23 protein-coding genes are annotated in these 23,228 nt (G+C 65.8%); 8 read left to right on the top strand and 15 right to left on the bottom strand.

Annotated features, from left to right (window positions below):
• The first annotated feature begins 39 nt into the window (after positions 1 to 39).
• The 4 genes from FNV92_RS27145 (at position 40) to FNV92_RS27130 (ending at position 5,090) form a co-directional block, all read left to right on the top strand.
• Complete coding sequence (locus FNV92_RS27145) at positions 40 to 642, top strand: hypothetical protein (RefSeq protein ID WP_015687903.1); 603 nt, start codon at positions 40 to 42, stop codon at positions 640 to 642.
• A 154-nt stretch (positions 643 to 796) separates the two neighbouring features.
• A complete protein-coding gene (locus FNV92_RS27140) occupies positions 797 to 1,030 on the top strand; it encodes a DUF6894 family protein (RefSeq protein ID WP_143843808.1) in 234 nt (77 codons plus the stop codon).
• Positions 1,031 to 1,259: 229 nt separating this feature from the next.
• Positions 1,260 to 3,002: a methyl-accepting chemotaxis protein gene (locus FNV92_RS27135; RefSeq protein ID WP_143843809.1), complete on the top strand. Its 1,743-nt coding sequence runs from the start codon at positions 1,260 to 1,262 to the stop codon at positions 3,000 to 3,002.
• 399 nt (positions 3,003 to 3,401) lie between these two features.
• Positions 3,402 to 5,090, top strand: coding sequence for a methyl-accepting chemotaxis protein (locus FNV92_RS27130; protein WP_168213547.1), 1,689 nt, complete (start codon positions 3,402 to 3,404; stop codon positions 5,088 to 5,090).
• Between the two features lie 4 nt (positions 5,091 to 5,094).
• On the opposite strand, the gene FNV92_RS27125 is transcribed toward FNV92_RS27130, so the two are convergent.
• The 6 genes from FNV92_RS27125 to ygfZ form a co-directional block, all read right to left on the bottom strand.
• Positions 5,095 to 7,815 (bottom strand): DUF2339 domain-containing protein, encoded by a 2,721-nt coding sequence (locus FNV92_RS27125; RefSeq protein ID WP_143843810.1) that lies wholly within the window; start codon positions 7,813 to 7,815, stop codon positions 5,095 to 5,097.
• A 51-nt stretch (positions 7,816 to 7,866) separates the two neighbouring features.
• Positions 7,867 to 8,835, bottom strand: a complete 969-nt coding sequence (locus FNV92_RS27120; RefSeq protein ID WP_143843811.1) for an NUDIX hydrolase — start codon at positions 8,833 to 8,835, stop codon at positions 7,867 to 7,869.
• Positions 8,836 to 8,980: 145 nt separating this feature from the next.
• Positions 8,981 to 9,487 carry a tyrosine phosphatase family protein gene (locus FNV92_RS27115; protein ID WP_143843812.1) on the bottom strand — a complete coding sequence of 169 codons (507 nt, stop codon included), beginning with the start codon at positions 9,485 to 9,487 and terminating at the stop codon, positions 8,981 to 8,983.
• Between the two features lie 131 nt (positions 9,488 to 9,618).
• The gene (locus FNV92_RS27110; protein ID WP_143843813.1) at positions 9,619 to 10,233 is read right to left on the bottom strand and encodes a YfbR-like 5'-deoxynucleotidase; all 615 of its coding nucleotides are present in this window, start codon (positions 10,231 to 10,233) and stop codon (positions 9,619 to 9,621) included.
• Positions 10,230 to 10,856 carry a DNA-3-methyladenine glycosylase I gene (locus FNV92_RS27105; protein ID WP_143843814.1) on the bottom strand — a complete coding sequence of 209 codons (627 nt, stop codon included), beginning with the start codon at positions 10,854 to 10,856 and terminating at the stop codon, positions 10,230 to 10,232. Before FNV92_RS27105 ends, FNV92_RS27110 begins: the two co-directional genes overlap by 4 nt.
• Entirely contained in the window at positions 10,853 to 11,734 is an 882-nt protein-coding gene (ygfZ, locus tag FNV92_RS27100) for a CAF17-like 4Fe-4S cluster assembly/insertion protein YgfZ (RefSeq protein WP_143843815.1), read from the bottom strand. The genes FNV92_RS27105 and ygfZ overlap by 4 nt, the downstream gene beginning before the upstream one ends.
• A gap of 101 nt (positions 11,735 to 11,835) precedes the next feature.
• Between ygfZ and FNV92_RS27095 the strand changes: the two genes are divergently transcribed.
• The gene (locus FNV92_RS27095; RefSeq protein ID WP_143843816.1) at positions 11,836 to 13,170 is read left to right on the top strand and encodes a dihydroorotase; all 1,335 of its coding nucleotides are present in this window, start codon (positions 11,836 to 11,838) and stop codon (positions 13,168 to 13,170) included.
• 212 nt (positions 13,171 to 13,382) lie between these two features.
• Positions 13,383 to 14,249 carry a sulfurtransferase gene (locus tag FNV92_RS27090; RefSeq protein ID WP_143843817.1) on the top strand — a complete coding sequence of 289 codons (867 nt, stop codon included), beginning with the start codon at positions 13,383 to 13,385 and terminating at the stop codon, positions 14,247 to 14,249.
• Between the two features lie 240 nt (positions 14,250 to 14,489).
• On the opposite strand, the gene FNV92_RS27085 is transcribed toward FNV92_RS27090, so the two are convergent.
• The 4 genes from FNV92_RS27085 to FNV92_RS27070 form a co-directional block, all read right to left on the bottom strand.
• Entirely contained in the window at positions 14,490 to 14,756 is a 267-nt protein-coding gene (locus tag FNV92_RS27085) for a hypothetical protein (RefSeq protein WP_015687891.1), read from the bottom strand.
• A gap of 162 nt (positions 14,757 to 14,918) precedes the next feature.
• Complete coding sequence (locus FNV92_RS27080) at positions 14,919 to 15,296, bottom strand: TIGR02301 family protein (RefSeq protein ID WP_015687890.1); 378 nt, start codon at positions 15,294 to 15,296, stop codon at positions 14,919 to 14,921.
• 47 nt (positions 15,297 to 15,343) lie between these two features.
• Entirely contained in the window at positions 15,344 to 15,778 is a 435-nt protein-coding gene (locus FNV92_RS27075) for an NUDIX hydrolase (RefSeq protein ID WP_143843818.1), read from the bottom strand.
• Positions 15,779 to 15,794: 16 nt separating this feature from the next.
• Positions 15,795 to 16,292, bottom strand: a complete 498-nt coding sequence (locus FNV92_RS27070; protein WP_015687888.1) for a hypothetical protein — start codon at positions 16,290 to 16,292, stop codon at positions 15,795 to 15,797.
• Positions 16,293 to 16,353: 61 nt separating this feature from the next.
• Between FNV92_RS27070 and FNV92_RS27065 the strand changes: the two genes are divergently transcribed.
• On the top strand, positions 16,354 to 17,118 hold the full coding sequence (locus tag FNV92_RS27065; RefSeq protein WP_143843819.1) for an SOS response-associated peptidase: 765 nt from the start codon (positions 16,354 to 16,356) through the stop codon (positions 17,116 to 17,118).
• A 206-nt stretch (positions 17,119 to 17,324) separates the two neighbouring features.
• Here the strand turns inward: FNV92_RS27065 and FNV92_RS27060 are convergent, their stop codons facing one another.
• Both FNV92_RS27060 and FNV92_RS27055 read right to left on the bottom strand, forming a co-directional pair.
• The gene (locus FNV92_RS27060; RefSeq protein ID WP_143843820.1) at positions 17,325 to 18,518 is read right to left on the bottom strand and encodes a CaiB/BaiF CoA transferase family protein; all 1,194 of its coding nucleotides are present in this window, start codon (positions 18,516 to 18,518) and stop codon (positions 17,325 to 17,327) included.
• A gap of 38 nt (positions 18,519 to 18,556) precedes the next feature.
• A complete protein-coding gene (locus tag FNV92_RS27055; RefSeq protein WP_015687885.1) occupies positions 18,557 to 19,486 on the bottom strand; it encodes a glycine reductase in 930 nt (309 codons plus the stop codon).
• A 292-nt stretch (positions 19,487 to 19,778) separates the two neighbouring features.
• On the opposite strand from FNV92_RS27055, the gene FNV92_RS27050 reads away from it, so the two are divergent.
• Positions 19,779 to 20,642: an outer membrane protein gene (locus FNV92_RS27050; protein ID WP_143843821.1), complete on the top strand. Its 864-nt coding sequence runs from the start codon at positions 19,779 to 19,781 to the stop codon at positions 20,640 to 20,642.
• 122 nt (positions 20,643 to 20,764) lie between these two features.
• On the opposite strand, the gene FNV92_RS27045 is transcribed toward FNV92_RS27050, so the two are convergent.
• Genes FNV92_RS27045 through FNV92_RS27035 form a run of 3 tightly spaced genes read right to left on the bottom strand, consistent with a single transcriptional unit; the run spans position 20,765 to position 23,223 of the window.
• Positions 20,765 to 21,346 (bottom strand): NUDIX domain-containing protein, encoded by a 582-nt coding sequence (locus tag FNV92_RS27045; protein WP_143843822.1) that lies wholly within the window; start codon positions 21,344 to 21,346, stop codon positions 20,765 to 20,767.
• A gap of 12 nt (positions 21,347 to 21,358) precedes the next feature.
• Complete coding sequence (locus tag FNV92_RS27040) at positions 21,359 to 21,799, bottom strand: GNAT family acetyltransferase (protein ID WP_143843823.1); 441 nt, start codon at positions 21,797 to 21,799, stop codon at positions 21,359 to 21,361.
• Positions 21,796 to 23,223, bottom strand: coding sequence for an FAD-binding oxidoreductase (locus FNV92_RS27035; RefSeq protein ID WP_143843824.1), 1,428 nt, complete (start codon positions 23,221 to 23,223; stop codon positions 21,796 to 21,798). The genes FNV92_RS27040 and FNV92_RS27035 overlap by 4 nt, the downstream gene beginning before the upstream one ends.
• Between the last annotated feature and the right edge of the window lie 5 nt (positions 23,224 to 23,228).

The raw sequence follows: 23,228 nt of genomic DNA, 5'->3' as shown, positions 1-23,228 counted from the left end.
AAGGCATCGCCCGCTGCAAGGGTTGGTTCGGAGTAGAGCATGCTTGCGCGTATTGTGTTGGGGGCTGTCACGGCGGCAGTGACGATTGCGCCGGCCGTTGCCGGAGGCATGAACGCCGACGAGGCGCGCCGTTTCGTGGCCGGTAAGGTGTTCGCCTTCACCTGTTTCGACGGCACCCGCGGCGCAGGCCGCATCCTGGAAGACCTCGGTGCCGCCGGCGCGGTGCAGTTCTCGGGCGCAGGTCCGGTGAAACACCTCCGCCTGCCCGGCAACACGCTCCAGATCCGCGGCCAGAACGTCTGCGCCTCGATCAAGGGCATCCCGTTCGAGCCCTGCTTCAATCTGGAGAAGACTGACGATCGCAGCTTCCGCGGCTCGGTGTCGGGCATGGGCTTCGCCTATTGCGACTTCCACCATCAGGGCGGCAATCAGATGCTGATGGCGCGTGCCGTGGCGCGTCCGCGCTCGCTGCGCGCGTCGGAGCACACCGGCTCCGTCGGCGCGCCCAACACCGAAGTCGCCGCGCGCGTCGAGACACCGCGTGTCGAGAGCACCCGGCTCGAGCCGGTGAAGTCTGAGCCGGCAAAGTCCGAGCCTGCCAAGAACGACGCTCCGCTGGAACTGCGTCGTTCCACCCAGTGATCTGGCTGTGCGGCCTTCATCGCACATGTTCTCGTTGAATATCTTCATCCTTGGTGAAGCCGCCGCGCCGTAGTCCTACGGACGGCAGTTTTCATGCGTTGGTAGCGACTCGCGCTCCAGTTTACGTAGGGCCGCGGGGCACAAGGTTTCCACGATGTCGCTGTACTTCTTTCGCATCAGTACCGGTCGTTATTCCGGCGCCGCCGATCAGCCGTACGAGTTCGAGGATCGCGCGGCTGCGTGGACCGAGATGACCGAGGTCTGCGCCAATCTGCTCGCCAGCATCGCGCGCGGCCTCAAGCGCGATGCCGAGTGGCGGATGGAGCTGCTCGACGAGAACAAGACGCCGGTGTTTCGCATCAGCCTCGTCGGCGAAACGATGGGCTGAGGCGCGAGAACGGAGCGATGGCCTCGACGGGCCGAAAGGCCTGCAAATTCGCGAAGCATCTACGCTCTGCACGTGAAAGCTGCGCAAGTTCGACAATTTGAGCAGCGATTTCCGTATTTCTACCCGGAGTCCGGCGGCGGCACTTAACGTTAACGAGTGGCCTGCCGGTTAGCCTTCCCGGGCTGTTCACGCGCTTCGTTGCGGCAATGCGTATCCCGGGAATACTTCAATGATGTTCATTCAGAACCTGCGAATTGGCACCAAGCTCGCCATCACCTCCGCGCTCACCATCGGCCTGGTCGCGCTGATGATTTTTCTCCAGATGAGCGGAGACGCCGACGTCCAGAAGCTCGGCGCGGCCGCATCGCAGCAGCAGACGATCGCGCAAAACGCAGCGGAGGCAAAGGCGTCGGTCCGCGGGATGCAAATCGGCATTCGCGACATCCTGACGTCGTCCTCTCTCGCCGAATTGCAAAAGACCGTCGCCTATTTCAACGATCGGCAGAGGTCAGCCCTGCAGTACGCGGGCGAGATGGCGAAGCTCTCCCGTTCACCGGAGAACCGCAAGCGGATCGACCGTCTGACCGAGTTGGTCGGCAATTTCGGCAAAGGCCAGCAGCAGATCGAGGCGATCCGCAGGCAGGAGCTCGCGCTCGAAGGAAAGAAGGACGGCGAAGCGGCGGCGCAATTCGCGAAGCTGGTGGCCGAGGTCGATGGCATCCGCAAGGGGACTCTGGCGCCGATCAATCAAGAGATATCGGAGCTGACAGACCAGATCACTGGTTTCTCCAAGAAGAGGAGTGCCGATACTCGCGCCGAAGCGGAAGCAGAAGCTGAATCGGTGGCTCGGACATCGTTCATCACCGGCGTGCTGGTTGCGCTGGTCCTGATCGGCGCCTGTATCTTCTCCGTCTTCACCATCGCGCGTCCGATGCGCGCGCTGACGTTGGCGATGGAGAAGCTTGCCAGCGGCGATTTCTCGGTCGTGCTGCCCGGCCTCGGCCGCAAGGACGAGGTCGGCGAAGTTGCCGGTGCCGTCGAGAAATTCAAGATCGTGTCGGAGCAGAAGGCGCGGGAGGAAGCGGAAGCCAAGATGCGGCAGGATCAGATCGCAGCCGAGCAGCGCAAGTCGGAGATGCGCAGGCTCGCCGATAGTTTCGAATCCGCGGTCGGCGAGATCGTCCACACGGTGTCGTCGGCATCGAACGAGCTCGAAGCGTCGGCCACCACGCTCACCTCGACTGCTGAGCGCGCGCAGGGGTTGACGGCCGTGGTTGCCGCGGCCTCCGAGGAGGCGTCCACCAACGTTCAGTCGGTCGCGTCGGCGACCGAGGAGCTGTCATCCTCGATCACCGAGATCAGCCGGCAGGTGCAGGAATCCGCCCGCGTCGCCAGCGAGGCCGTCGGCCAGGCCCGTACCACGACCGATCGCGTCAGTGAGCTGTCGCAGGCGGCAACGCGGATCGGCGATGTCGTCGAGCTGATCAACACCATCGCAGGCCAGACCAACCTGCTGGCGCTCAATGCCACGATCGAGGCGGCGCGCGCCGGCGAAGCCGGCCGCGGCTTCGCGGTCGTCGCCTCCGAAGTCAAGGCGCTGGCGGAGCAGACCGCGAAGGCAACCGGCGAGATCGGGCAGCAGATTGCGGGCATTCAGACCGCAACCGAGCATTCGGTCGGCGCCATCAAGGACATCAGCGACACCATCGAAAGGTTGTCGGAAATCTCCTCGGCGATTGCGGCGGCGGTTGAAGAGCAGGGCGCGGCGACGCAGGAGATCTCCCGCAACGTCGCGCAGGCCGCGCAAGGCACCCAGCAGGTCTCGTCCAACATCACCGACGTGCAGCGCGGCGCAAGCGAAACCGGATCGGCGTCCTCGCAGGTCCTGTCCGCGGCGCAGATGCTGTCCAGCGACAGCGATCGTCTCAAGCTCGAGGTCGGCAAGTTCCTGGAGACGGTACGCGCGGCCTGACCCGTCCACGCTCAGTTCCGATTTGATCCACCGACCGTCGTGCCTGAAGCGCGGCGGTCGCTTGCTTTATATTTCAGTGTGGCGACGAGTAGCGCGCCCTCCGTGAAGGCGGGGCGTGACGCGCCGTGTGTAGATGCCGCGAAGCGGCATCCGTGCCGCCGCGTTGCAGCACGAGATTTCGGTCTGGCTGCAACGCATGATTGCGGAACATCTAACGCCGGCGATAGCGAAGCCGTAATTTTACGTAGGCTCCTGTTAACGGCTGTTTGCAATTATACGCGTAATCCTACTGCATAAGAACCAGCCAGCATTGTTGGAATGACTTCCGTCTCATCGCACGTCGTTGCGATCGCGGCGCAGGTGACTTGCGCGTGCCAGGTGTCATCGGGATTTGTTGTGATGTCGAAATTATCGATCGTCTTCAAGCTTCTGACCGTGTTGTCGGTCCTCGTGCTCTCGCTCGCCGGCGTCGGCGTGACGGCCATCGGCACCATGCAGAACATCAATGCCCATACCGTCGAGATCGCGGAGAGCTGGCTGCCGAGCGTGCGCGCACTTGGTTCGCTGCGCGCCGACATCAATGAGCTGCGTGTCGCGCTTCGCCTGCACCTGATGCAGGACACCCCCGAGGGCAAGGAGGCCGCCGAGAAGCGCCTTGCCTCGCTACGGGCGCGCATCGACACGACCCGCAAGGTCTACGAGCCGCTGATCACCTCCGCCGAGGAACGCTCGCTCTATGAACAATGGACCAAGGCGTGGGGCGAGTATCTGAACGGCGTGCAGGACGTCATGGCGCTGTCGCGCAAGAGCCCCGGCAAGTTCCCGACCGATGCCAACGAGTTGTTGCAGACCAAGGTCGCGAAGATGGCCCAGGCCGCCGATCCGCTGCTCCAGAAGGGCATCGAGATGAACAATCGCGGCGCCGAGCTCGAGACCAAGCAGGCGGCCGATAGCTACGCGATGATCTTCCGCGTGCTGGTCGGCATCATCGTTCTCTCGGTCGTGATTGCGATCGGTGCCGCCTATTATCTCGTGCGTGACGTCTCGCGCGGCATCGCATCCATCATCACGCCGATGCAATCGCTCGGCGAGGGCGACCTTTCGGCCGAGGTGCCGCATCGCGGCGAGAAGACCGAAATCGGCTCGATGGCCGATGCGCTCCAGATCTTCAAGGAGGCGCTGATCGCCAAGCGGGCTGCCGACGAGGCCGCTGCGGCTGATGCCGATGCCAAGATCGAACGCGGCCGCCGCGTCGACGCCATTACCCGCAAGTTCGAGGCGATGATCGGCGAGGTCGTCGGCACCGTGTCATCGGCATCGACCGAACTGGAGGCGTCGGCATCGACGCTGACCAGCACCGCGCAGCGCGGGCAGGAGCTCGCGACCGTCGTGGCGGCTGCGTCCGAGGAAGCTTCCACCAACGTTCAGGCCGTGGCCTCCGCCTCGGAGGAGCTGTCCTCCTCCATTACCGAGATCAGCCGCCGGGTGCAGGATTCGGCGCGAATGGCGGCGGAAGCCGTCGAGCAGGCGGCGCGGACCAACGACCGCGTCAATGCGCTGTCGCAGGCGGCCTCCCGCATCGGCGACGTCGTTGAGCTGATCAACACCATCGCGGGCCAGACCAACCTGCTGGCCCTGAACGCGACCATCGAGGCGGCGCGCGCCGGTGAAGCCGGCCGCGGCTTCGCCGTCGTCGCCTCCGAGGTCAAGGCATTGGCCGAGCAGACCGCGAAGGCGACCGGAGAGATCGGCGCGCAGGTGTCGGGCATCCAGTCCGCAACGCAGGAATCCGTAAGCGCCATCCAGGAGATCGGCGGCACCATCGAGCGGCTGTCCGAGGTGTCTGCGGCCATCGCCGCCGCCGTCGAGGAGCAGGGCGCGGCCACGCAGGAGATCTCGCGCAACGTCCAGCAGGCCTCGATCGGCACGCAGGAGGTCTCGGCGAACATCACCGACGTGCAGCGCGGAGCGATCGAGACCGGCGAGGCCTCGACCGAGGTGCTGTCCGCGGCGAAATCGCTGGCGACCGACAGCACGCGACTCAAGGTCGAGGTCGCGCAGTTCCTGGAGTCGGTCCGCGCGGCCTGATCCTTCAACCGCCCGTCTGTGGCGCCGGCGGCGGTACTTGCCGCCGGAACAGGATGCGCTGGTAGAGCCAGCCGATCGCGACCAGCACGACGCCGAGGCACATGAACGACAGCGCGCGGTAGACCCCCGTCAGCGTCGACATGTCGATGACGAAGGCTTTGAGGATCGTCAGCGCGATCACGGCTGCGGACGCCAGCCGCGCCCGCTCCGAGTTGACGAGGATGCCGACGCCGAGCAGTACCACGCCGAAGGCGAGCCAGCCGATCGAATAGCTGTACTGCTCCGCCCCCGTGGTCGGTCCGGTCGAGAGGATCGGACCGTGATGGAAGCGGCGGATTTCCAGCGTGACATAGGCGAGCGCGAACAGCAGCGCGCCGCTCGCAATCGCGTTGGCGTAGACCTTGCCGCGCTGGCCGGCCACCGCATAGGAGAGCAGCAGCATCAGCACCGCCGGCAACGCGTAGCCGAGCAGCAGCAGGTTGAACACCGGGCCGCCGACATCGACGCGCCAGATCAGCGGGTTCTCCAGGATGAAGAGGCCGAACACGCTGATGAGCCCGGCGATCACCGTCAGAATGACGGCGCCGACATTGTGAACGACGCTGCGGCTGCGTAGCCGCAGGCGCTCCAGCCCGATCGCCATGGCGAGCATGACGCAGACCTGAAGCGCGCATTCGAGCAGTGACGGAGCATCGGCCATGCGGCCGCCGGTTGCAAAGTGTCGGATTTCCGTGAACGCCAGCAGCGCGGTGAACAGGATCGCGGCGGCCTCGACGATACGCAGCGGCGGATCGTCGCCTTGGCGGCGCAGCAGGATGCTCGCGCCCCAGAACGAGGCCGCCGGCAGGCCGTAGCCCCACAGCAGCCAGTTGAAGATCGGCGTGGTGCCGACGGCATCGCCGACGATGCGCGGGTCATAACCGATGCGCGCGGTGACGATTGCGGCGAAGATGGCGGCGAGCCGCCGCAGCACCGGGATCGGCCGCTGCAACGAGATCCAGGCGGTGCCGAGCGACATCAGCGCCAGCGCGATGGTGAGCCAGCCCTTCTCCAGCGCGAAGGTCAGCGCCAGCGCCAGCGCGCCAAGCGTACCGGTCGCGAACAGCGCGACGGAGGTCGCTACGCCCGGTCGGTCTTCGCGGCGGTTAAGGGTCTCGGTCGCGGCGCCGAACGCAGCGGCGAGCAGCACCGCAAGGATCGCGAATGGGATCGAGCGGTCGAGATGGGCGATGCGGGCGTAAAGCGCAACGAGGATCGCGATCGGCGTCGCGACCGCCGCAGCCGACCACACGACAGGGATGATCGGGGAATTCGACCGGCCCTGTGCGAAAAAGCCCGCGATACCGAAGCCGGCGGCGAAGATCGCGGCCATCACCAGATGCAGCGTCACCGCGCTGTCGGTCGCGACCGGTCCCACGCCGGGCATCGGCCCGCCCGGCAGCACCAGCATGTCCGGATTGGCGCGTACCGCCCATTCGGCGAACACGATGAAGACGGTCGCCGCGGCGGCGCCGAGCGCGCCGGTGGCCGCCGGTGCGCGCCAGGCCACGAATAGCGTCCCGCCGACCAGTAGCGTGAAGGCGATCAGCGCCAGGTCGGCATGTGCGCTCGACAGCACGACCAGCATCGCACCGAACAGATAGGCGCCGAGCGAGCTCGACGACACCGGCTCGATCTCGCCGTCCGCGATGGTCGGGCCGAACATGAAGCCGCAGACGACCAGCAGCGCGGCGAGCACGAAGCCCGCGACCGCGTGGAAGGCGTGCGGGGCCACCTGCAGGTCGCCCGTGTCGAGGCCCGGGAAGATCCAGAGCACGGCGAAGGCGATGGTGGTCACGGCGAGCCAGCGCCACAGCCGGATGCGGGCGAGGCCGAAGCTCGCGGCGGTGACAACGGCCAGATAGATGTAGAGCGCCCAATAGTCGGGCTTGCCGCTGGAGACGAGGACCGGCGTCACGAACGCGCCGACCACGCCCAGACCTGCCAGCGCGGGTCCGTGCAGGAGCGCCGCGGCCAGCGTGCCCATCGCGACGATGCCGAGCAGCACGAAGGCGGTGGCGGGCACGAGGAAGCCATAGAGCGCATAGGCCGCGTAGATGGTCGCGAACGCCACGGCTGTTCCGGCCGCGGTGAGGATCGCGGGGATATTGGCGATCGGCAGCGCCGCGATGTTGGAGATGCTCTCCTTGCGCCGCGACCATTCGCCGGCACCCAGCAGCGCGGCTGCGAACAGGCCGCCGAGGAACACGCGCACGCCGGGACCGACGAGGCCGGCCTCGATCGAATAGCGCACCATGAAGAAGCCGCCGAGCGCGAGCGCAAGGCCGCCGATCCACACCACCCAGCGGGTGCCGAGCCGTTCTTCGAAGCCGGGTGCGGCGGCGGGCGCGGGCAGCGGCGGTGCCGCAGCCTCCGCGTTGCTTGCCGCGAGCGGGGGTGGCGAGACCTCCTCGGTGATGAGCGGAGTGACGAGCGGGGGCGGCGCTGTTTCGGTCTCCGGCGCAAGCGGCGGTGGCTCCGTGGTCGTTGCCACGGGCGCTTCGGGCTGTATCTGCGCAGGCATCAGCGGCGGCGGCTGCACCACCCGCCGCTGCGCGTAAAACATCTCTTCGAGCGTGTTGAGCTTTCGGCGCAGCTCGGCCGCCTGGCTGGAAGCCTTGATCGCGATCAGGACAGCGATGATCGCAATGATCAGCGCAAAGACGTCAAACGGGCCGTCGAACATGGAGCCTCCAGGCAACCGGCGGGCAGGGGCCGGTCACGCATATCTTTTGGGTTAGCGCCGGGAGCGCACGCGCAAGCCCGGCGCGGGCCGCTCCTGGAGCACGTCGCGGCGGAAGCGGTAGAGCGCAGCCGGCCGTCCGCCGGTCTGTGTCGACATCACCCCGGTCGGTTCGACCAGGGCTTCCATTTCGACCAGGCGGCGGAAGTTCTGCTTGTGCAGGTGCCGGCCGGAGATCGCCTCCACCGTATACTGCAACTCAGTGAGTGTGAATTCGGCGGGCAAAAGTTCAAACACCACAGGACGATACTTCAGTTTTGCACGCAGCCGCGCGATCGCGGTGGCGAGAATCCGGCGATGGTCGTAGCGCATGGAGGTGCCGAGTAGCGGGAGCGCCTTGCGCGCTAATGCCGCAGGACGGCCGTCGCGCCGCGCCTCCTCGATCAGGCCTGCCTCATAGAGCAGCTCGTAGCGGTCGAGCACGCGCTCCTCGTCCCAGGGCGCGCCGTCGAGGCCGAAGTAGAAGCGCATGCGATCCCTGCGCGGCAGCGCGCGCGTGGTCTCGGGCGTCTCCTGCTCGGCCCAATCGGTCAGCGCCGGGATGATGTCGCGCGCGATGATCGCGGGTGGCTCCTCGCGCCAGTCTTCCCAGGGCAGGAAGCGATACCATGGCTCGAAGCTTGCCCCCGTCGCCGCGAGCTCGCCGCCGACCGCGCGCGTCAGCGCGAGATAGCCGATCGACACCATATGCGCGCCGGTGTCGCCGGCCTCCGCGTGCCGGCCACGATCGCCGAAGGTGTAGAGCTGCTCGACATAGCCGAGCCGCAAGCCTGCCTGCGCCTCGACCCAGGCGCGCAGGCCGATCTCGAAGGTGCGATGCGTCAGCGCGTCGAACGGACCGAACGGCAGGCCGGCCAGCCCGTCACCAGCGCGCGCCGTGAGGATCAGCGGCTCATGATCCTCGATCGCGACGATCGCGGCGGTCAGGCCGATCTCGATCGGCGTGAGGAGCTTGTCGCTCATTCGGCTGAAGGTCGCAGGTGTTGCCGCAAACCCGTCATGCCCGGGCTTGTCCCGGGCATCCACGTTCTTCGTGCTACGAGAAAGTCCGTGGATGGCCGGGACGAGCCCGGCCATGACGCCGCACCTGGGTTGTGGCGGGCAGCTGTCATTCGAGTTCGATCACGAAGGGGCGGCCCTCGACCATCATCGCGCCCGGGCCCATCTCGTCGAGCGCGCGCAGCATGCGGCCGTTGCGCCCCAGCGCGCGGTCGGCGAGGCCGACGATGCGCCGGTTCGGCGAGGCGATCGGGGAGGCCGCGCGGATCTTCCTCGCGATCTCGATCTCGTCGCGATCCGGATTGAGCGCGCATACGGCCGCGAACGCGCTCGCGGTGGAGCGGCTGATGCCGGCATAGCAATGCACCACCAGCGGCGCGCCGCGGTCCCAGCCGCGCACGAAATTCAGCACCTGCTCGATATGCGCCTCCGACGGCGCGGTGAAGCCATCCATCTCCTCGGTGATGTCGTCCATCGACACCTTGAGATGGTTGGCCGGCAGCACCGATACCGGCCGCGCCACCTGCTCGACATTGGCCATCACGGTCAGCACGTGGCTGGCCCCGGTGAGGCGGACGGTTTCGGGCAAGGCGGCAAGGGAGCAGACATGAATCATGAGGGGACCTTTCGCCAGCGATTATAGCCGCGGCCGTAGGGTGGGCAAAGCGAAGCGTGCCCGCCGCATGTGTCGCAAACGCGAAAACCTGGAGGGCACGGCGCGTTGCGCCTTTGCCGATCCTCTGGGAGCTACGCAAACACCGCGCCAAACCGCTCCAGAAACTGCTTCTCGGCCCGCGCGGCGGTCCAGGGCGTGAGATAGTCGCGCCGGACGCTGTCGGAGAGGCCGGGATCCTTGCCGAACAGGCGCTTGGCCTCGGCATCGCCGAAGCCGGCGAGCTCGGTGGCCTCGAGGTAGGCCGCGCCGCGATCGGCGGCCTTGATGGCTTGCGTGATCTCGTCGGGCAGCACCGGCGGAAGGCCGAAGCGGATGTGGATGGCACCGAGCAGGCGCTTTTCCACCGCCTTGTAGTGGCCGTCCAGCACGGCCTTGAACGGCGAGATCATGTCGCCGATCACGTATTCGGGCGCATCGTGCAGCAGCGCAGCGAGCCGCAGGCGCTGGTCGGCGCGCGGCATCTCGTGCCGCAACACGGTCTCCACCAGCAGCGTGTGCTGAGCGACCGAGAAGATGTGTGCGCCGGTGGTCTGCCCGTTCCAGCGCGCGACGCGCGCCAGCCCATGCGCGATGTCGGCGATCTCGACATCGAGCGGCGAGGGATCGAGCAGGTCGAGCCGCCGGCCCGACAGCATGCGCTGCCAAGCGCGGGTGTCGGTGCTGCGTGCCGTCTTCTTCGCGCTCATTTGACCTTGAGGCGCGGCTTGCGCTGCGTCTTGCTGCAGCTCGCGTGGCAATGACAGTCGACGAGATGGTCGTTGACCATGCCGGTCGCCTCCATGAAGGCATAGACGATGGTCGGGCCGACGAACTTGAAGCCGCGCGACGACAGCTCCTTGGAGATCTGCACGGAGAGCGGTGTCGATGTCGGCACGCTCGCGGTGGTCTTGAACTGGTTGACCTTGGGCCGTCCGTCCATGAAATCCCACAGCAGCTTCGAGAAGCCCGGCCCCTTCTCCATGATGTCGAGATACGATTTGGCGCTGAGGATCGCGCCGTCGATCTTGGCGCGGTTGCGCACGATGCCCGCATCGTTCATCAGCGCGTGCACCTTCTTGTCGTTGTAGCGCGCGATCTTCTCAGGCTGGAAATCGTCGAAGGCTTTGCGGAAATTGTCGCGCTTGCGCAGGATCGTGATCCAGGACAGGCCGGCCTGGAAGCCGTCGAGGATCAGCTTTTCATATAGCGCGCGGTCGTCATATTCCGGCACGCCCCATTCGGTGTCGTGATAGGCGACATAGAGCGGATCTTCGCCCGGCCAGGGGCAGCGCGTCTTTCCATCGGGATGCAGGCGGGGGGCACGGCTCATGCGATGGGTTGCTTCGTCGGAATGCGCACGACCTCGGGTTCGGCGAGCGTCAGGGCGAGGCCGCCGGCAGTGAGCGGTTGGCCGGCATCGAGCGCGTCGGCGACGCGGTCGATGCGCACCAGTGCGATGCCCTTGCCCTGCGCCGACGAGCCCATGGTGCCGACCGGCTTGTCGCCGGCGAGAATGCTGACACCGGCCTCCGGCGAGAAGTCATCGAGCAAAACCTTGACGCTGCGGGTGCGCGCAGTGCCGCGATGCTGCATGCGCGAGACGACTTCCTGACCGACGTAGCAGCCCTTGTCGAAATCGACGCCGGCGAGACGGTCCATGTTGGTCTCGTGCGGGAACGCATCGCTGTACGTGAAATCCAGCCCGCCGCGCGGCACGCCCAGCGCGATGCGATGCGCCTCGTAGGCGGCCGCATCGACCAGCTCCGCGCCGATCAGGTCGGAGAGCTTCTGCTTGAGATCTTCGGGGATCAGGATGCGCATGCCGAGCTCGGCATTGCGCGGGTCGGCGAAGGCGAGATCCGGCTGCGCCGCCGGCGTGCCGTCCCAGGCCGCGAGAACGCCGAGATCATCGGAGAGGTTTTCCACCGTGACCTTGGCGCGCAGCTTGTAGAATTTAAGCTTGGTGGCGAGGCCGTCGGCCAGCGCCTTCGGGCAGTCGATCAGGAACCCGCCGCCATGACCGGCGGGCGCTTCCGTGATCAGGAAGTCCACGATGATCTTGCCCTGCGGCGTCAGCAGCGCGCCGAATCGGCCCAGACCCGGCTTGAGCTTGTCGAGATCGGTCGTGATCAGGCCGTTGAGGAAGTTGCGTGCATCCTCGCCCGCGACCTTGACCACGCCCCGGTCGGGAAGAAACGCTGATTTCATGCGAAAATCTCTTGCGACATGGTGCTCCGGAACGTAAGCCCGCGAGGCATAAACGACAAGACCTCAAGCCCCGCGCTTGGGGACGAGAGAGGCATTCAGCCATGACCCAGCGCTTCGACGTGATCCTCAAGGGCGGCACCGTCGTCAACCAGGACGGCGAGGGTGCTCGCGATATCGGCATCGCCAACGGCCGTATCGCGGAGCTGGGCTCGCTGTCACAGGCCTCCGCGGCGGAGGTGATCGACTGCAAGGGCCTCCACATCCTGCCCGGCGTGATGGACACGCAGGTGCATTTCCGCGAGCCCGGGCTGGAGCAGAAGGAAGATCTCGAAACCGGCTCGCGCAGCGCCGTGATGGGCGGCGTCACCGCCGTGTTCGAGATGCCCAACACCTCGCCGCTCACGGTGACCGAGGCCACCTTCACCGATAAGGTCAAGCGTGCCCATCACCGCATGCATTGCGATTTCGCCTTTTTCATCGGCGGCACCCGTGAGAACGTGCAGGACCTGCCCGTGCTGGAGCGCGCGCCGGGCTGCGCCGGCGTCAAGGTGTTCATCGGCTCCTCGACCGGCGCGCTGCTGGTGGAGGACGACGAGAGCCTGCGCCGCATCTTCCAGGTGATCCGCCGCCGCGCGGCCTTCCATGCCGAGGACGAGTACCGCCTCAACGAGCGCAAGCCGCTGCGCATCGAGGGCGATCCGCGTTCGCATCCGGTCTGGCGCGACGAGACCGCGGCCCTGATGGCGACGCAGCGTCTGGTCAAGCTCGCGCACGAGACCGGCAAGCGCATCCACGTGCTGCACATCTCGACCAAAGAAGAGATCGAATTCCTGCGCGACCACAAGGATGTCGCCTCCTGCGAGGCGACGCCGCATCATCTCACCCTGGTCGCGCCCGAATGCTACGAGCGGCTTGGCACGCTGGCGCAGATGAATCCGCCGGTGCGCGGTGCCGATCACCGCACCGGCATCTGGCGCGGCATCGAGCAGGGCATCATCGACGTGCTCGGCTCCGACCACGCCCCGCATACGCTGGAAGAAAAGCAAAAGACCTATCCGGCTTCGCCGTCGGGCATGACGGGCGTCCAGACGCTGGTGCCGCTCATGCTCGACCACGTCAATGCCGGCCGCCTGTCGCTGGCAAGGTTCGTCGACCTCACCAGCGCCGGCCCCGCGCGTCTCTACAACATGGCCTGCAAGGGCCGCATCGCCGCGGGCTACGACGCCGACTTCACGATCGTCGATCTCAAGCGCAGCGAGACCATCACCAACAAATGGGTCGCGTCCAAGGCCGGCTGGACTCCCTATGATGGCGTCCGCGTCACCGGCTGGCCCGTCGGCACCTTCATCCGCGGCCGCCGCGTGATGTGGCAGGGTGAGCTCGTGACGCCGTCGCAGGGCGAGCCGGTGCGGTTTCTGGAGACGCTGAAGCAGTAGGGGCGCGGGTATTGTTATCCGTCATCCTGAGGTGCGCGCCATGCGGTGCTTTGCACCTTATGGCAAGCCTCGAAGGATGAGCGGCCCCGCTGGTGGCCGTCGCCCTTCGAGGCCTCCGCTGCGCTCCGGCACCTCAGGGTGACGGGGGAACATTTGCGGGTTGCTTGCTGGTGCAGAAGCGGGCTCGTGATTCACGAAGGGAGACATGACCCATGAGTGAGAACGCCATCATCACCACCGAGCAACTCGCCGCCATCCTCGGCGATCCCAATCTCCGCCTCTACGACTGCACGACCTATAACGAGCCTGTGCCGCCTGGCAGCGACGTGCCCTATCGCGCGGTCCCCGGCGACAAGACCTTTGCGGCCGGCCACATCCCGGGCGCGGATTTCCTCGACCTGCAAGGCCAGTTCTCCGACACCTCGGCGCAGCAGTTCTTCATGATGCCCGGCGTGGCGCAACTCGAAGCCGCCTTCGGCCGCCACGGCCTCGATGCAAGCAAGACCGTCGTGCTTTACAGCATCGGCACGATGATGTGGTCGACCCGGTTCTGGTGGATGCTGCGCTCGCTCGGTGTCGACGCGCGCGTGCTCGACGGCGGTTTCGACAAATGGAAGGAAGAGGGGCGGCCGATCGAGACGGGCGCGCCGAAGGGCTATCCGGCCACGACCTTCAAGGCCGCGCCGCGCGCGGGCTTCTTCGTCGACAGGAACATCGTGAAGGCACGCATCGGCGATCCCTCGACCGTGACCGTCAACGCGCTTGGGCCGCAGTTTCATCGCGGCCTCGAGCCGAGCCGCTATGGCCGGCCCGGCCGCATTCCCGGCAGCGTCAACGTATCAGCCGCATCGCTCACCAATGCCGACAAGACGCTGGCGAATCTTGCGGATGCCGAAGCCAGGTTCGCGGCCCAGGGCGTCACGCGCGACAAGAACGTGATCTGTTATTGCGGCGGCGGCATCTCGGCGACGATCGACCTGCTGCTGCTGACGCAGCTCGGCTACGACAAGCTATCGCTGTATGACGCCTCGATGGGGGAGTGGGCAAGAGATCCGGCGCTGCCGATCGAGACCGACTAGAGCATGATCCGGAAAAGTGTGACGCGGTCTTCCGAAAAGATCATGCTCAAGAAATAAAGTCGCGCGTTCCCGATCGTTCTGGGAAAATGTCCCGGTCGTCGCCAGACTAATGCTTGTCTACGGCGAAATGCTTCCGTGCGATAAATCCGGCAGACTTCGCGAACTCGCAAAACCTGTTCGCAAAGTCATTCATCCGTAGACTGGCCCCGCCCGTGTGGCGGGGTCATTTTCGGAGGATGCTTACTGCCGGGAGATGTCGACGGAGAATTCGCCGTTGCGGATGCGGCCGGGAAAACCCTCGACGAACTTCGCCACCGCGTCTTCGCCATAGGTGCCGACGAGCTCGGCGAGCGCCGCGAACAGGCTCGCCTGCGCCAGGCAGTCGCCGTCGACACCGTCATGGCGCGCTTCGGCCCAGGCTTCGTTGAGATAGCTCAGTGCGGCCTGTTTCTGCTCGTGGTCGGGCAGCGGCGCGCGGGCGGGGGCGTAGGAAATCGGCTGGCTCATGAAACTCGATCAGGGCTGGGGCGCGATCCACGGCGATGCGCTGTGCCAGAGGTGTAGCACGCACATTAACGGCCGCTAGGCCACATCTTTAAGAACGGTTAATGGCGGTGGACAAAGACGATGACAGGGTTCCCGTCGCCGCCCCGGAACGACGGAGAGAGACTAATTCGCGTAACGCGCCGTGAGATCCCGCGAGATCTTCGAGCCTTCCTCGATGTAGCGGCGGATCGCCACCGTCGCCGCCGGCGTGCAGCTCCGGTAGGTCTGCTGAAAGCCATTATAGCCGCGGTTGAAGCCGGCGATCATGCGGGTGCGGCGCTCGCCCGAGGGGGTTTCGGCATCGATCAGCGCCTGCATCTCGTTGCGCCATTTGTTGCCCTCGTTGGCCCCGCAGATGCCGCGCAGATAGTGCAGTCCCCCGAGGATCTCCGCCAGCCGCTGCAAATCGGCGTCAAACGGCGCGGCCACGCTCTGGGCCCTCGCGGGCACGGAGGCGCAGGCGAGAATCAGGGCAAAAATGGCCAGAAATCGCGTGGACATCGGCGGGCTGTATGCCCCCTCGGGGCTGATGACGCAAGGCGGGGCCGTCAGGGCTCGAGCAGCCTGTAGGCTGCCTGGATGACCTCCTCCAGCCCCCCGGTGAGCTGGAGATCGCCGAGGTCCGCCAGAGCGCCCGGGGCTATCCAGCGGAGGTCGTCGAGCTCGTCGTTGAGAGCCGGCTCCTCGGCCACCCAGCGGGCGGCAAAGGACATGATCAAATAATGCCCAGCGCCGGCCGTGGCCGGCAGCACTTCGCGCCAGCCGGCAAGGCCGATGATCTCGATCTTCAGCCCGGTCTCCTCGTCGATCTCGCGTGCCAGGGCCTGGTGCAGCGATTCGCCGAACTCGACCCGGCCGCCCGGCAGCGAATAGAACCCCTTGGCGGGCGAGCGGGCGCGGCGGGTCAGCAGCACCTTGCCGTCGCGAAAAATCGCGGCGCTGACCGCGATCTGGGGATGGGTGGGCTGGGCGGCCGCTGACATATCTCAGCTACCTGGCTCAATTTGCCATGATGGTGTCGACGTCGGCGTCCGCGCCGCCATGGATGACGCCGCCGCAGGCCGCGATCAGCGGCTGGACCCAGAGGGTGGCCTGCTCGGCGAGCTTGACGCGAGTCTCGTCCTTCTCGACCTCGCGCATGGCTGTGCCGACCGCGGTCAGGATCGAGTGCAGGGTCTGGGTGATGTTGTCGAACTGGGCCCGGACGGACGGTTCGGCCTTCTCATAGGCTTCGATTGCCAGATCCCGTGCCTTGAAATTCGAAGCCGTGAAATGCTCGGCATAGGACAGCGGCGTCCAGGTCAGGAAGTCTTCGGCGCATTCCGGCATATCGGGAATCATTTCGAGCAGCATCACGGCTTCGTTGAAATGATTGAGATAGTCAGTGGCAAGTCCGGTTCGCGGGTTGATGTTGGCCACGCGCAGCCGCTCGGCCCAGGCCGCGGCCTCGGGGCCCGTCCTTGCATGCGTCGCGGGTTGGGAGGCCGTTGAGCTCATCTGCTGCAGTGTTAACGTTCGGGGTTAAAAGGACCTCAACGGACCCTATATTGGCCTCAGGATGTGTGGACGCTTTGTCATAACTTCGGCCCCCGCGGCTTTACGGCAACTGTTCGGCTATATCGAGCAGCCCAACTTCCCGCCACGGTACAATGTCGCCCCGACACAACCGATTCCTGTCGTTATGGTCGAGAGCGGTACCCGTCATTTTCGGCTGATGCGCTGGGGCCTGTTGCCGAGCTGGGTCAAGGACCCCCGTGGATTTACATTATTGATCAACGCCCGTTCCGAGACGGTGCTGGAGAAGCCGGCGTTCAAGAACGCGATTCGCCGGCGCCGCGGCCTGATCCCGGCCGACGGCTATTACGAATGGAAGACGGAAGGCGGTCGCAAGCAACCTTATTTCATCCATCGCGCCGACGGCACGCCGCTCGGTTTCGCCGCCTTGTTCGAGACCTGGGCCGGGCCGAACGGCGAGGAAGTCGATACCGTCGCAATCGTCACGGCGGCGGCGAGCGAGGATCTCGCCGCGCTGCATGACCGCGTGCCCGTGACCATCAGCCCGCGCGATTTCGAGCGCTGGCTCGACAGTCGCGGCGACGAGATCGATGCGATCCTGCCGCTGATGACCGCCCCGCGCATCGGTGAATTCGTCTGGCACCCCGTCTCCACCCGCGTCAACCGCGTGGCTAACGACGACGACCAGCTGCTGTTGCCAGTCAGCGCGGAGGAGATGGCGGCGGAGGCGGAGGCGATGAAGCCGAAGAAGGCGGCGCGGAAGGTTGCGGCTGGATCGGCAGACGACGGGCAGGGGTCATTGTTCTAGCTGCGTGCGTCTTGGGCAAGCTGGCGCCATTTACTCCGCTGTCGTCCCGGACAAGCGAAGCACAGATCCGGGATCCATAGCCACAGGCCGGAGTGTGGCGACGACTCGTCGCTATCGCCTCGCGCCATAACCGCTCCCTGTGGTTACGGATCCCGGGCTCGCGCTACGCGCGCCCCGGGATGACGGGAAAATGCGAAGCGCTGCCTTCACACAATCTCCCGTTCCCGCAACCCTGCGATCTCCTTCGCATCGAATCCCAATTCTCCCAGCACCGCATCCGTATCCGCGCCCAACTCCGGCGCCATCCGGTCGAGCTTGCCGCCGCCATGGGCGAGCTTGAAGCCGCTGCCGGCGAAGCGCAGGCGGCCGTAGGACGTATCCAGTTCCTGGATCGCGCCACGCGCCTTGATCTGGGGATGATCTATGACCTCCTCGATCTTCCAGATGCTGGCGCAGGGCGCGCCGGCGTCTTCCAGAATCGTCTCCCATTCGCGCGCGGTTTTTGCTGCAAGGGCCTCCTCGATGATGGCGCGCAGGGCCGGCTCGTTCTCGTTGCGCGAAAACCAGTCAGCGAAGCGCGGATCGGACAGCGTGTCTTCGCGGCCGAGCGCGGACATCAGCGCGCGATATTGTTTTTCGTTGTTGACCGCGAGCAGGATGTGGCCGTCGCCGCATTTGAACAAATTCGCCGTGGTCCGGCGGCTCACCGCCTGGTTGCCCGACAATTGCTGGCGGTGACCGGCAACCGACCAGTCCGCAATCTGCCCGGAGAGAAACGCCATCGTCGCCTCCAGCATGGAGACATCGACGAACTGGCCCTTGCCGGTGCGGTCGCGCTGGTACAGTGCGCTCGACACGCCGAACGCGGCCGTGGCGCCCGAGAGCACGTCGCAGACCGCAAAGCCGGCGCGCGTCGGGCCCGTTTCGTGATGGCCCGTGATCGCCATGATACCCGACAGCGCCTGCATCTTGCCGTCATAGCCGGGCCGCAGCCGGTCCGGGCCGGTCTGGCCGAAGCCCGACACCGCGCAATAGATCAGCTTCGGATTGATCGCCGAGAGCGCCTCGTAGCCGATGCCGAGCTTGTCCATCACGCCCGGCCGAAAATTCTCCATGACGATGTCGACCTGTGCGGCGAGCTTCTTCACGATCGCGATCGCGTCCGGCTTTTGCAGGTCGAGCGTCAGGCTGCGCTTGTTGCCGTTGATCGCCTGGAACGCCGGCGCAAGCCCGCGCTCGGCCCATTCGCGGCTGAGCGGCGTGCGGCGCATGTCCTCGCCTTCGCGCCGCTCGACCTTGATGACATCCGCCCCCAGCAGCGCGAGCTGGTAGCTTGCGTAGGGGCCGGCCAGCACTTGCGTGAAGTCCAGGATCTTCACGCCCTCGAACGGTCGCGTCACGTCGTTCTCCCTGTTTTTGTTTTCGTTATCGGAGGACGTCAGGCGGCGCGGTTGCCGCGGGCGATCTCCTTCTGCTTGTCGAATTCGGCGCGGCGGCGCGCCAGCTCTTCCGGCGAAAGCTGCGCGACGTTGTTGTAGTCGAGCTTCCAGGAGGCGTCCTCGCTCCAGCGCAGCGGCGACTGCATCGTGGTCTGCGGGCCGCTGGCGGTCTCCAGCAGTTTCAGCGCGAGCTCCAGCGTCTGCGCCTGCGAGGCGACGTCATGCGGTTTGCCGGCGGAATTGCCCAGCGGGAAATCCGAGAACAGGAAGCGCGGCACGGCGGCGTGCTCGATGATGTCCTTGGCGCAGCCCATGATCACGGTCGGAATGCCGTTCCGCTCCAGATGCCGCGCCACCAGCGCGGTGGTCTGGTGGCAAACCGGGCAGTTCGGCACCAGCACGGCGACGTCGACCTTGTCGGCAAGACAGCGCGCCAGAATCTCCGGCGCGTCGGTGTCCAGCGTGACGCGATGGCTGCGGTTGGTTGGCGCGCCGAAGAAGCGCGGGGCGACCTCGCCGATCCGTCCCGCGGCGCTCGCCTTCAGGAGCTGCGGCAGCGGAAACCAGGTGCCGTTGTCGGTGGCCGTGGTGTGCTTGCGGTCGTAACCGATGTGCGAGATGCGCAGATCGTGCTGTTGCGACGTGTCGCCGTCATAGACCTGGTAGAATTTCGCGCCGCCATTATACGCTGCGCCCGGCCCCTGGTCGCCCTTGGTGGGATCGTACGGCGCCGCCGTCGTGATGATGGTGATGCGCGATTGCGAAAGGGGCTTCTTCAGCGGCTGGAATGGCGCCTCGACATGATGCGCCCAGCGATACGGTGTGGTGTAGCCGATCGCGGCGTAATAGTCCCGCGTGCGCTGCATATAAGGAACGGGGGTATCATAGTCGGGCGCAAAGCCGAATTCGTCGTCGCGCGGCGCGGACATGGGCGCATCCCTCTTTATTTTACCGGTCTTGTTCCGGGCCAGACTAAAGACAGTCCACTCGTTGCTCAACAGTCCAATCTGCAGCCTCGCAGACGTGTCCGCGGATTGTAAGCAGGTCTGTGCAGGCGCGTGCGCGCTTCAACAGGCGCGACTGTGAGAGAATTGCAACATTTGGAGGGATTTCCTCGCCATCGAGCGATCTCGGGAACCCGCGTCTTGTTGTCCGCTGTCGCGCAAGGCAAGTTCCGGTCGTCAAAATCCGAGTCGCAACGAAGGCGCATCGTTACAAGTCATGATCATTGTACCTCACTGTTTTTCTTTTAAATCCTTCAGGGTCGGCGCGACCGCAGCGGTGCTGCTGGCAACGGCCTGGAACGAAGCTGCCTTTGGTGCTGCTCTGATTGCAGACCCTGCGGGCTTTGGTCCCGCGAGCAGTTCGAGCTGGCTGGCGACAGCGGTTGCCGGCTACAATTGGCAGAGCGGCAGTCTCGTCTACGGCTTCGAAGGGGACATTTCCTGGGTCGGCCTCAAGAGTGATACGAGCGGCCAGTTTGTCCCGCGCAGTCCCACCGCCTTTGTGTATCCGTCGGAAGTGACCAGCGCGAACATCGACTGGTATGGAACGGTTCGCGGCAGGCTTGGATGGACGTACGGTTCGTTCCTGTTCTACGGGACGGGCGGTGTGGCCTACGGCAATGTCAACCTGACCAACAGATATGATCTTGGCACTTCCGGTCAGACTGCCGGGCTGGGTCCCGTGATCACGCAGACCTCCGGCGTGAAGTTCGGCTGGACCGCTGGCGTCGGTGCCGACTACATGCTGCGCCCGAACCTCATTCTCAACTTCGAATACCGGTACGTCGATCTCGGAACGGTCAGTCTTCCGGCAACGCCGGCGCCCGCCCCGCTACAGGCGCTGGTTTCGTCCAGCGTGAGTGCACATGCGCAGTTTCAGGCGGTCACGATCGGGCTGAGCTACAAGTTTGCGCCGCCCTCCGGCCCGAACGCCGCTTATGCCAGCATGAAAGGCCGCGCAGCGGCGCCGGTGCCGCCATCCGATCCGTGGCAAGGACTTTACCTCGGTGGTCGCACGGGCGGCGCCTGGGGCAATAATCTGAGCGTCACCACGCCGACCGGATTCCGGCCTCCGGTATAAGGTCCGATCCTCGTGATCGGACGGGGACTGCGCTACCTCTCCCGCTTGCGGGAGGGGGAAACGGCTGAGGCCTGATCCGGACCCGAAGGGCCGCTTCAGCGAAGAACGAGCAAGCCTCCGCCTCAGCGAAACACGTGCAGCGCCGCATATTGCAGCAGCATGATCGCCTTGGCGTCGATGATCCGGCCGTCGGCGATCATCGCCAGCGCCTCGTCGATGGAAAGCTCGAGCACCTCGATGTCCTCGCCCTCATGCTCGAGGCCGCCGCCGGCACTGACCCGCATCTCCGGCTCGTACTCTGCGACGAAGAAATGCAATTTCTCGGTTACCGAGCCGGGGCTCATGAACGCCTCGAACACTTTGTGGACGTGGTGCAGGCGGTAGCCGGTCTCCTCCTCGGCCTCGGCGCGAATGCGCACCTCGGGGGAGGCGTCGTCCAGCACGCCAGCGGCCGCCTCGATCATGAGATCGTCGTAGCCGCGGATGAACGCCGCAAGGCGAAACTGGCGCACCAGGATCACGGTCCGTCGTGCGCGATTATACGGCAGCACCGCGGCGGCGTTGTCGCGCTCGTAGGTTTCCCGGTGCTGCGTCTGCCACTCGCCATTGGCGCGCCGATACTCGAACGTCGTGTTCTTCAGCGTGGTCCAGCCGTCCGAGAGCACGCGGACGTCCTTGATGCGGACGCGGTCGGAAATGGTCATTGCTGTCTTCCGCTAACGGGGCTGCTCGCGGCCGTCGAGCCACTTCTGGAACATCACCGACGTCGATTCCTCGAAGCCGAGCGACTGGTAGAACGCATTGGCCTGCGCGTTCTCGCGGCGGACCAGCAGCTGCAGCTTTGCGATTCCCGCCGTGCGCAGCCAGTCTTCCGCGGCCGTCATGATGACGCGGCCAAAGCCGCGCTTGCGGCCATCGGGATCGACCGCGACGTAGTAGACCCAGCCGCGATGGCCGTCATGGCCGACCATGACGGTGGCGACGATGGCGCCGTCGTCGCGGCCGACCAGCACGGTGGAGTTCTCCCGCCGCCGCGCCAGCGCGATGTCGGCATAGGGATCGTTCCACGGGCGCGTCAGGCCGCAGCGCTGCCACAGCGCGACGACCGGCTCGACATCGGCATCGCCGATCGCATCGATCGTGAGGGAGGTGCTCACAGCACCTTCCCGGGATTCATGATGCCGAGCGGATCGAGCATCGCCTTGATCGCGCGCATCAGCTCGATCGCGGTCTTGTCCTTGACGTCGGGCAGCTCGTCGCGCTTGAGCACGCCGATGCCGTGCTCGGCCGAGATCGAGCCGCCCATGCGCAGCACGATCGCGAACACCACCGCGTTCATCTCGTGCCAGCGGGCGAGGTAATCCGCCGTATTGGCGCCGATCGGCTGGCTGACATTGTAATGCAGGTTGCCGTCGCCGAGATGGCCGAACGGCACCGGCCGCGCGCCGGGGATCAGCTTCACCACGGCGGCGTTGGCTTCCTCGATGAATTCAGGCACGGCGGCGACCGGCACGGAGATGTCGTGCTTGATCGAGCCGCCCTCCGGCTTCTGCGCCGCCGACATCTCCTCGCGCAGCTTCCAGAAATTGTTGCGCTGGGCGAGGCTGGCCGCGATCACGGCGTCGTCGACGATCTCCTCCTCCATGGCGCGGCCGAGGATCGTCTCCAGCGGCGTGCGGGCGTCGTCGCCCGGAGAGGACAATTCCATCAGCACGTACCAGGGATGCTTCTGGCCAAGCGGATCGCGCACGTCGATGGAGTGGCGGACCGAGAAATCGACCGCCATCTCCGACAGCAGCTCGAAGCTCGTCAGCAAATTGGCGGCCTCGCTCTGTGCGATCGTCAGCAGCTTCAGCGCCGCTTGCGGCGACTTCAGCCCGACATAGGCGGTCTCGACCGATCGCGGTTTTGGAAACAGCTTCAGCGTCGCCGCGGTGATGATGCCGAGCGTGCCTTCCGCGCCGATGAAGAGGTTGTGCAGATTGTAGCCGGTGTTGTCCTTCTTCAGCTTCGACAGCGTGTTGAGCACGCGCCCGTCGGCGAGCACCACTTCGAGCCCCAGCGCCATCTCGCGCGCTACGCCATAGGCGAGCGCGGCGGTGCCGCCGGCATTGGTCGAGAGGTTGCCGCCGATGGTGCAGCTGCCTTCGGCGCCCAGCGACAGCGGAAACAGCCGGTCGACGTCGGAGGCCTTCTGTTGCGCGACCTGCAGCACCACGCCGGCTTCGACCGTCATGGTGTTCGACGCCGTGTCGACCTCGCGGATCTTGTCGAGCCGGCGCAGCGACACCACCACCTCGCCATTGTGCGGCGTCTGGCCGCCGACGAGGCCGGTATTGCCGCCCTGCGGCACCAGCGCGATTCTGTGCGCGGAAGCGAGCTTGCAGATTTCGGCGACCTCCGCGGTCGTGCCCGGGCGCAGCACCAGCGGCGAGCGGCCGTGGAACAGATTGCGCTCCTCGGTGACGTAGGCCTCGATGTCGGCCGCATCGGTGATCGCGTGGCGCTCGCCGACGATCTTGCGGAATTGGTCGATCAGTTCGGGCGCAAGCGGAGGGGTGGCGGGCTTGTTGATGTTCATTGTCT

The organism is Bradyrhizobium cosmicum (assembly GCF_007290395.2).
GTDB lineage: Bacteria > Pseudomonadota > Alphaproteobacteria > Rhizobiales > Xanthobacteraceae > Bradyrhizobium > Bradyrhizobium cosmicum.
The sequence above is the reverse complement of the archived record's forward strand: the minus strand, read 5'-3'. Positions and strand labels throughout refer to the sequence as shown.

What these genes read in the sequence shown, in the direction of transcription:
- FNV92_RS27145 (WP_015687903.1), top strand. Translation starts at nt 40, where the DNA reads ATGCTTGCGCGTATTGTGTTGGGGGCTGTCACGGCGGCAGTGACGATT.
- FNV92_RS27140 (WP_143843808.1), top strand. Translation starts at nt 797, where the DNA reads ATGTCGCTGTACTTCTTTCGCATCAGTACCGGTCGTTATTCCGGCGCC.
- FNV92_RS27135 (WP_143843809.1), top strand. Translation starts at nt 1,260, where the DNA reads ATGATGTTCATTCAGAACCTGCGAATTGGCACCAAGCTCGCCATCACC.
- FNV92_RS27130 (WP_168213547.1), top strand. Translation starts at nt 3,402, where the DNA reads ATGTCGAAATTATCGATCGTCTTCAAGCTTCTGACCGTGTTGTCGGTC.
- FNV92_RS27125 (WP_143843810.1), bottom strand. Translation starts at nt 7,815, where the DNA reads ATGTTCGACGGCCCGTTTGACGTCTTTGCGCTGATCATTGCGATCATC.
- FNV92_RS27120 (WP_143843811.1), bottom strand. Translation starts at nt 8,835, where the DNA reads ATGAGCGACAAGCTCCTCACGCCGATCGAGATCGGCCTGACCGCCGCG.
- FNV92_RS27115 (WP_143843812.1), bottom strand. Translation starts at nt 9,487, where the DNA reads ATGATTCATGTCTGCTCCCTTGCCGCCTTGCCCGAAACCGTCCGCCTC.
- FNV92_RS27110 (WP_143843813.1), bottom strand. Translation starts at nt 10,233, where the DNA reads ATGAGCGCGAAGAAGACGGCACGCAGCACCGACACCCGCGCTTGGCAG.
- FNV92_RS27105 (WP_143843814.1), bottom strand. Translation starts at nt 10,856, where the DNA reads ATGAGCCGTGCCCCCCGCCTGCATCCCGATGGAAAGACGCGCTGCCCC.
- ygfZ (WP_143843815.1), bottom strand. Translation starts at nt 11,734, where the DNA reads ATGAAATCAGCGTTTCTTCCCGACCGGGGCGTGGTCAAGGTCGCGGGC.
- FNV92_RS27095 (WP_143843816.1), top strand. Translation starts at nt 11,836, where the DNA reads ATGACCCAGCGCTTCGACGTGATCCTCAAGGGCGGCACCGTCGTCAAC.
- FNV92_RS27090 (WP_143843817.1), top strand. Translation starts at nt 13,383, where the DNA reads ATGAGTGAGAACGCCATCATCACCACCGAGCAACTCGCCGCCATCCTC.
- FNV92_RS27085 (WP_015687891.1), bottom strand. Translation starts at nt 14,756, where the DNA reads ATGAGCCAGCCGATTTCCTACGCCCCCGCCCGCGCGCCGCTGCCCGAC.
- FNV92_RS27080 (WP_015687890.1), bottom strand. Translation starts at nt 15,296, where the DNA reads ATGTCCACGCGATTTCTGGCCATTTTTGCCCTGATTCTCGCCTGCGCC.
- FNV92_RS27075 (WP_143843818.1), bottom strand. Translation starts at nt 15,778, where the DNA reads ATGTCAGCGGCCGCCCAGCCCACCCATCCCCAGATCGCGGTCAGCGCC.
- FNV92_RS27070 (WP_015687888.1), bottom strand. Translation starts at nt 16,292, where the DNA reads ATGAGCTCAACGGCCTCCCAACCCGCGACGCATGCAAGGACGGGCCCC.
- FNV92_RS27065 (WP_143843819.1), top strand. Translation starts at nt 16,354, where the DNA reads ATGTGTGGACGCTTTGTCATAACTTCGGCCCCCGCGGCTTTACGGCAA.
- FNV92_RS27055 (WP_015687885.1), bottom strand. Translation starts at nt 19,486, where the DNA reads ATGTCCGCGCCGCGCGACGACGAATTCGGCTTTGCGCCCGACTATGAT.
- FNV92_RS27050 (WP_143843821.1), top strand. Translation starts at nt 19,779, where the DNA reads ATGATCATTGTACCTCACTGTTTTTCTTTTAAATCCTTCAGGGTCGGC.
- FNV92_RS27045 (WP_143843822.1), bottom strand. Translation starts at nt 21,346, where the DNA reads ATGACCATTTCCGACCGCGTCCGCATCAAGGACGTCCGCGTGCTCTCG.
- FNV92_RS27035 (WP_143843824.1), bottom strand. Translation starts at nt 23,223, where the DNA reads ATGAACATCAACAAGCCCGCCACCCCTCCGCTTGCGCCCGAACTGATC.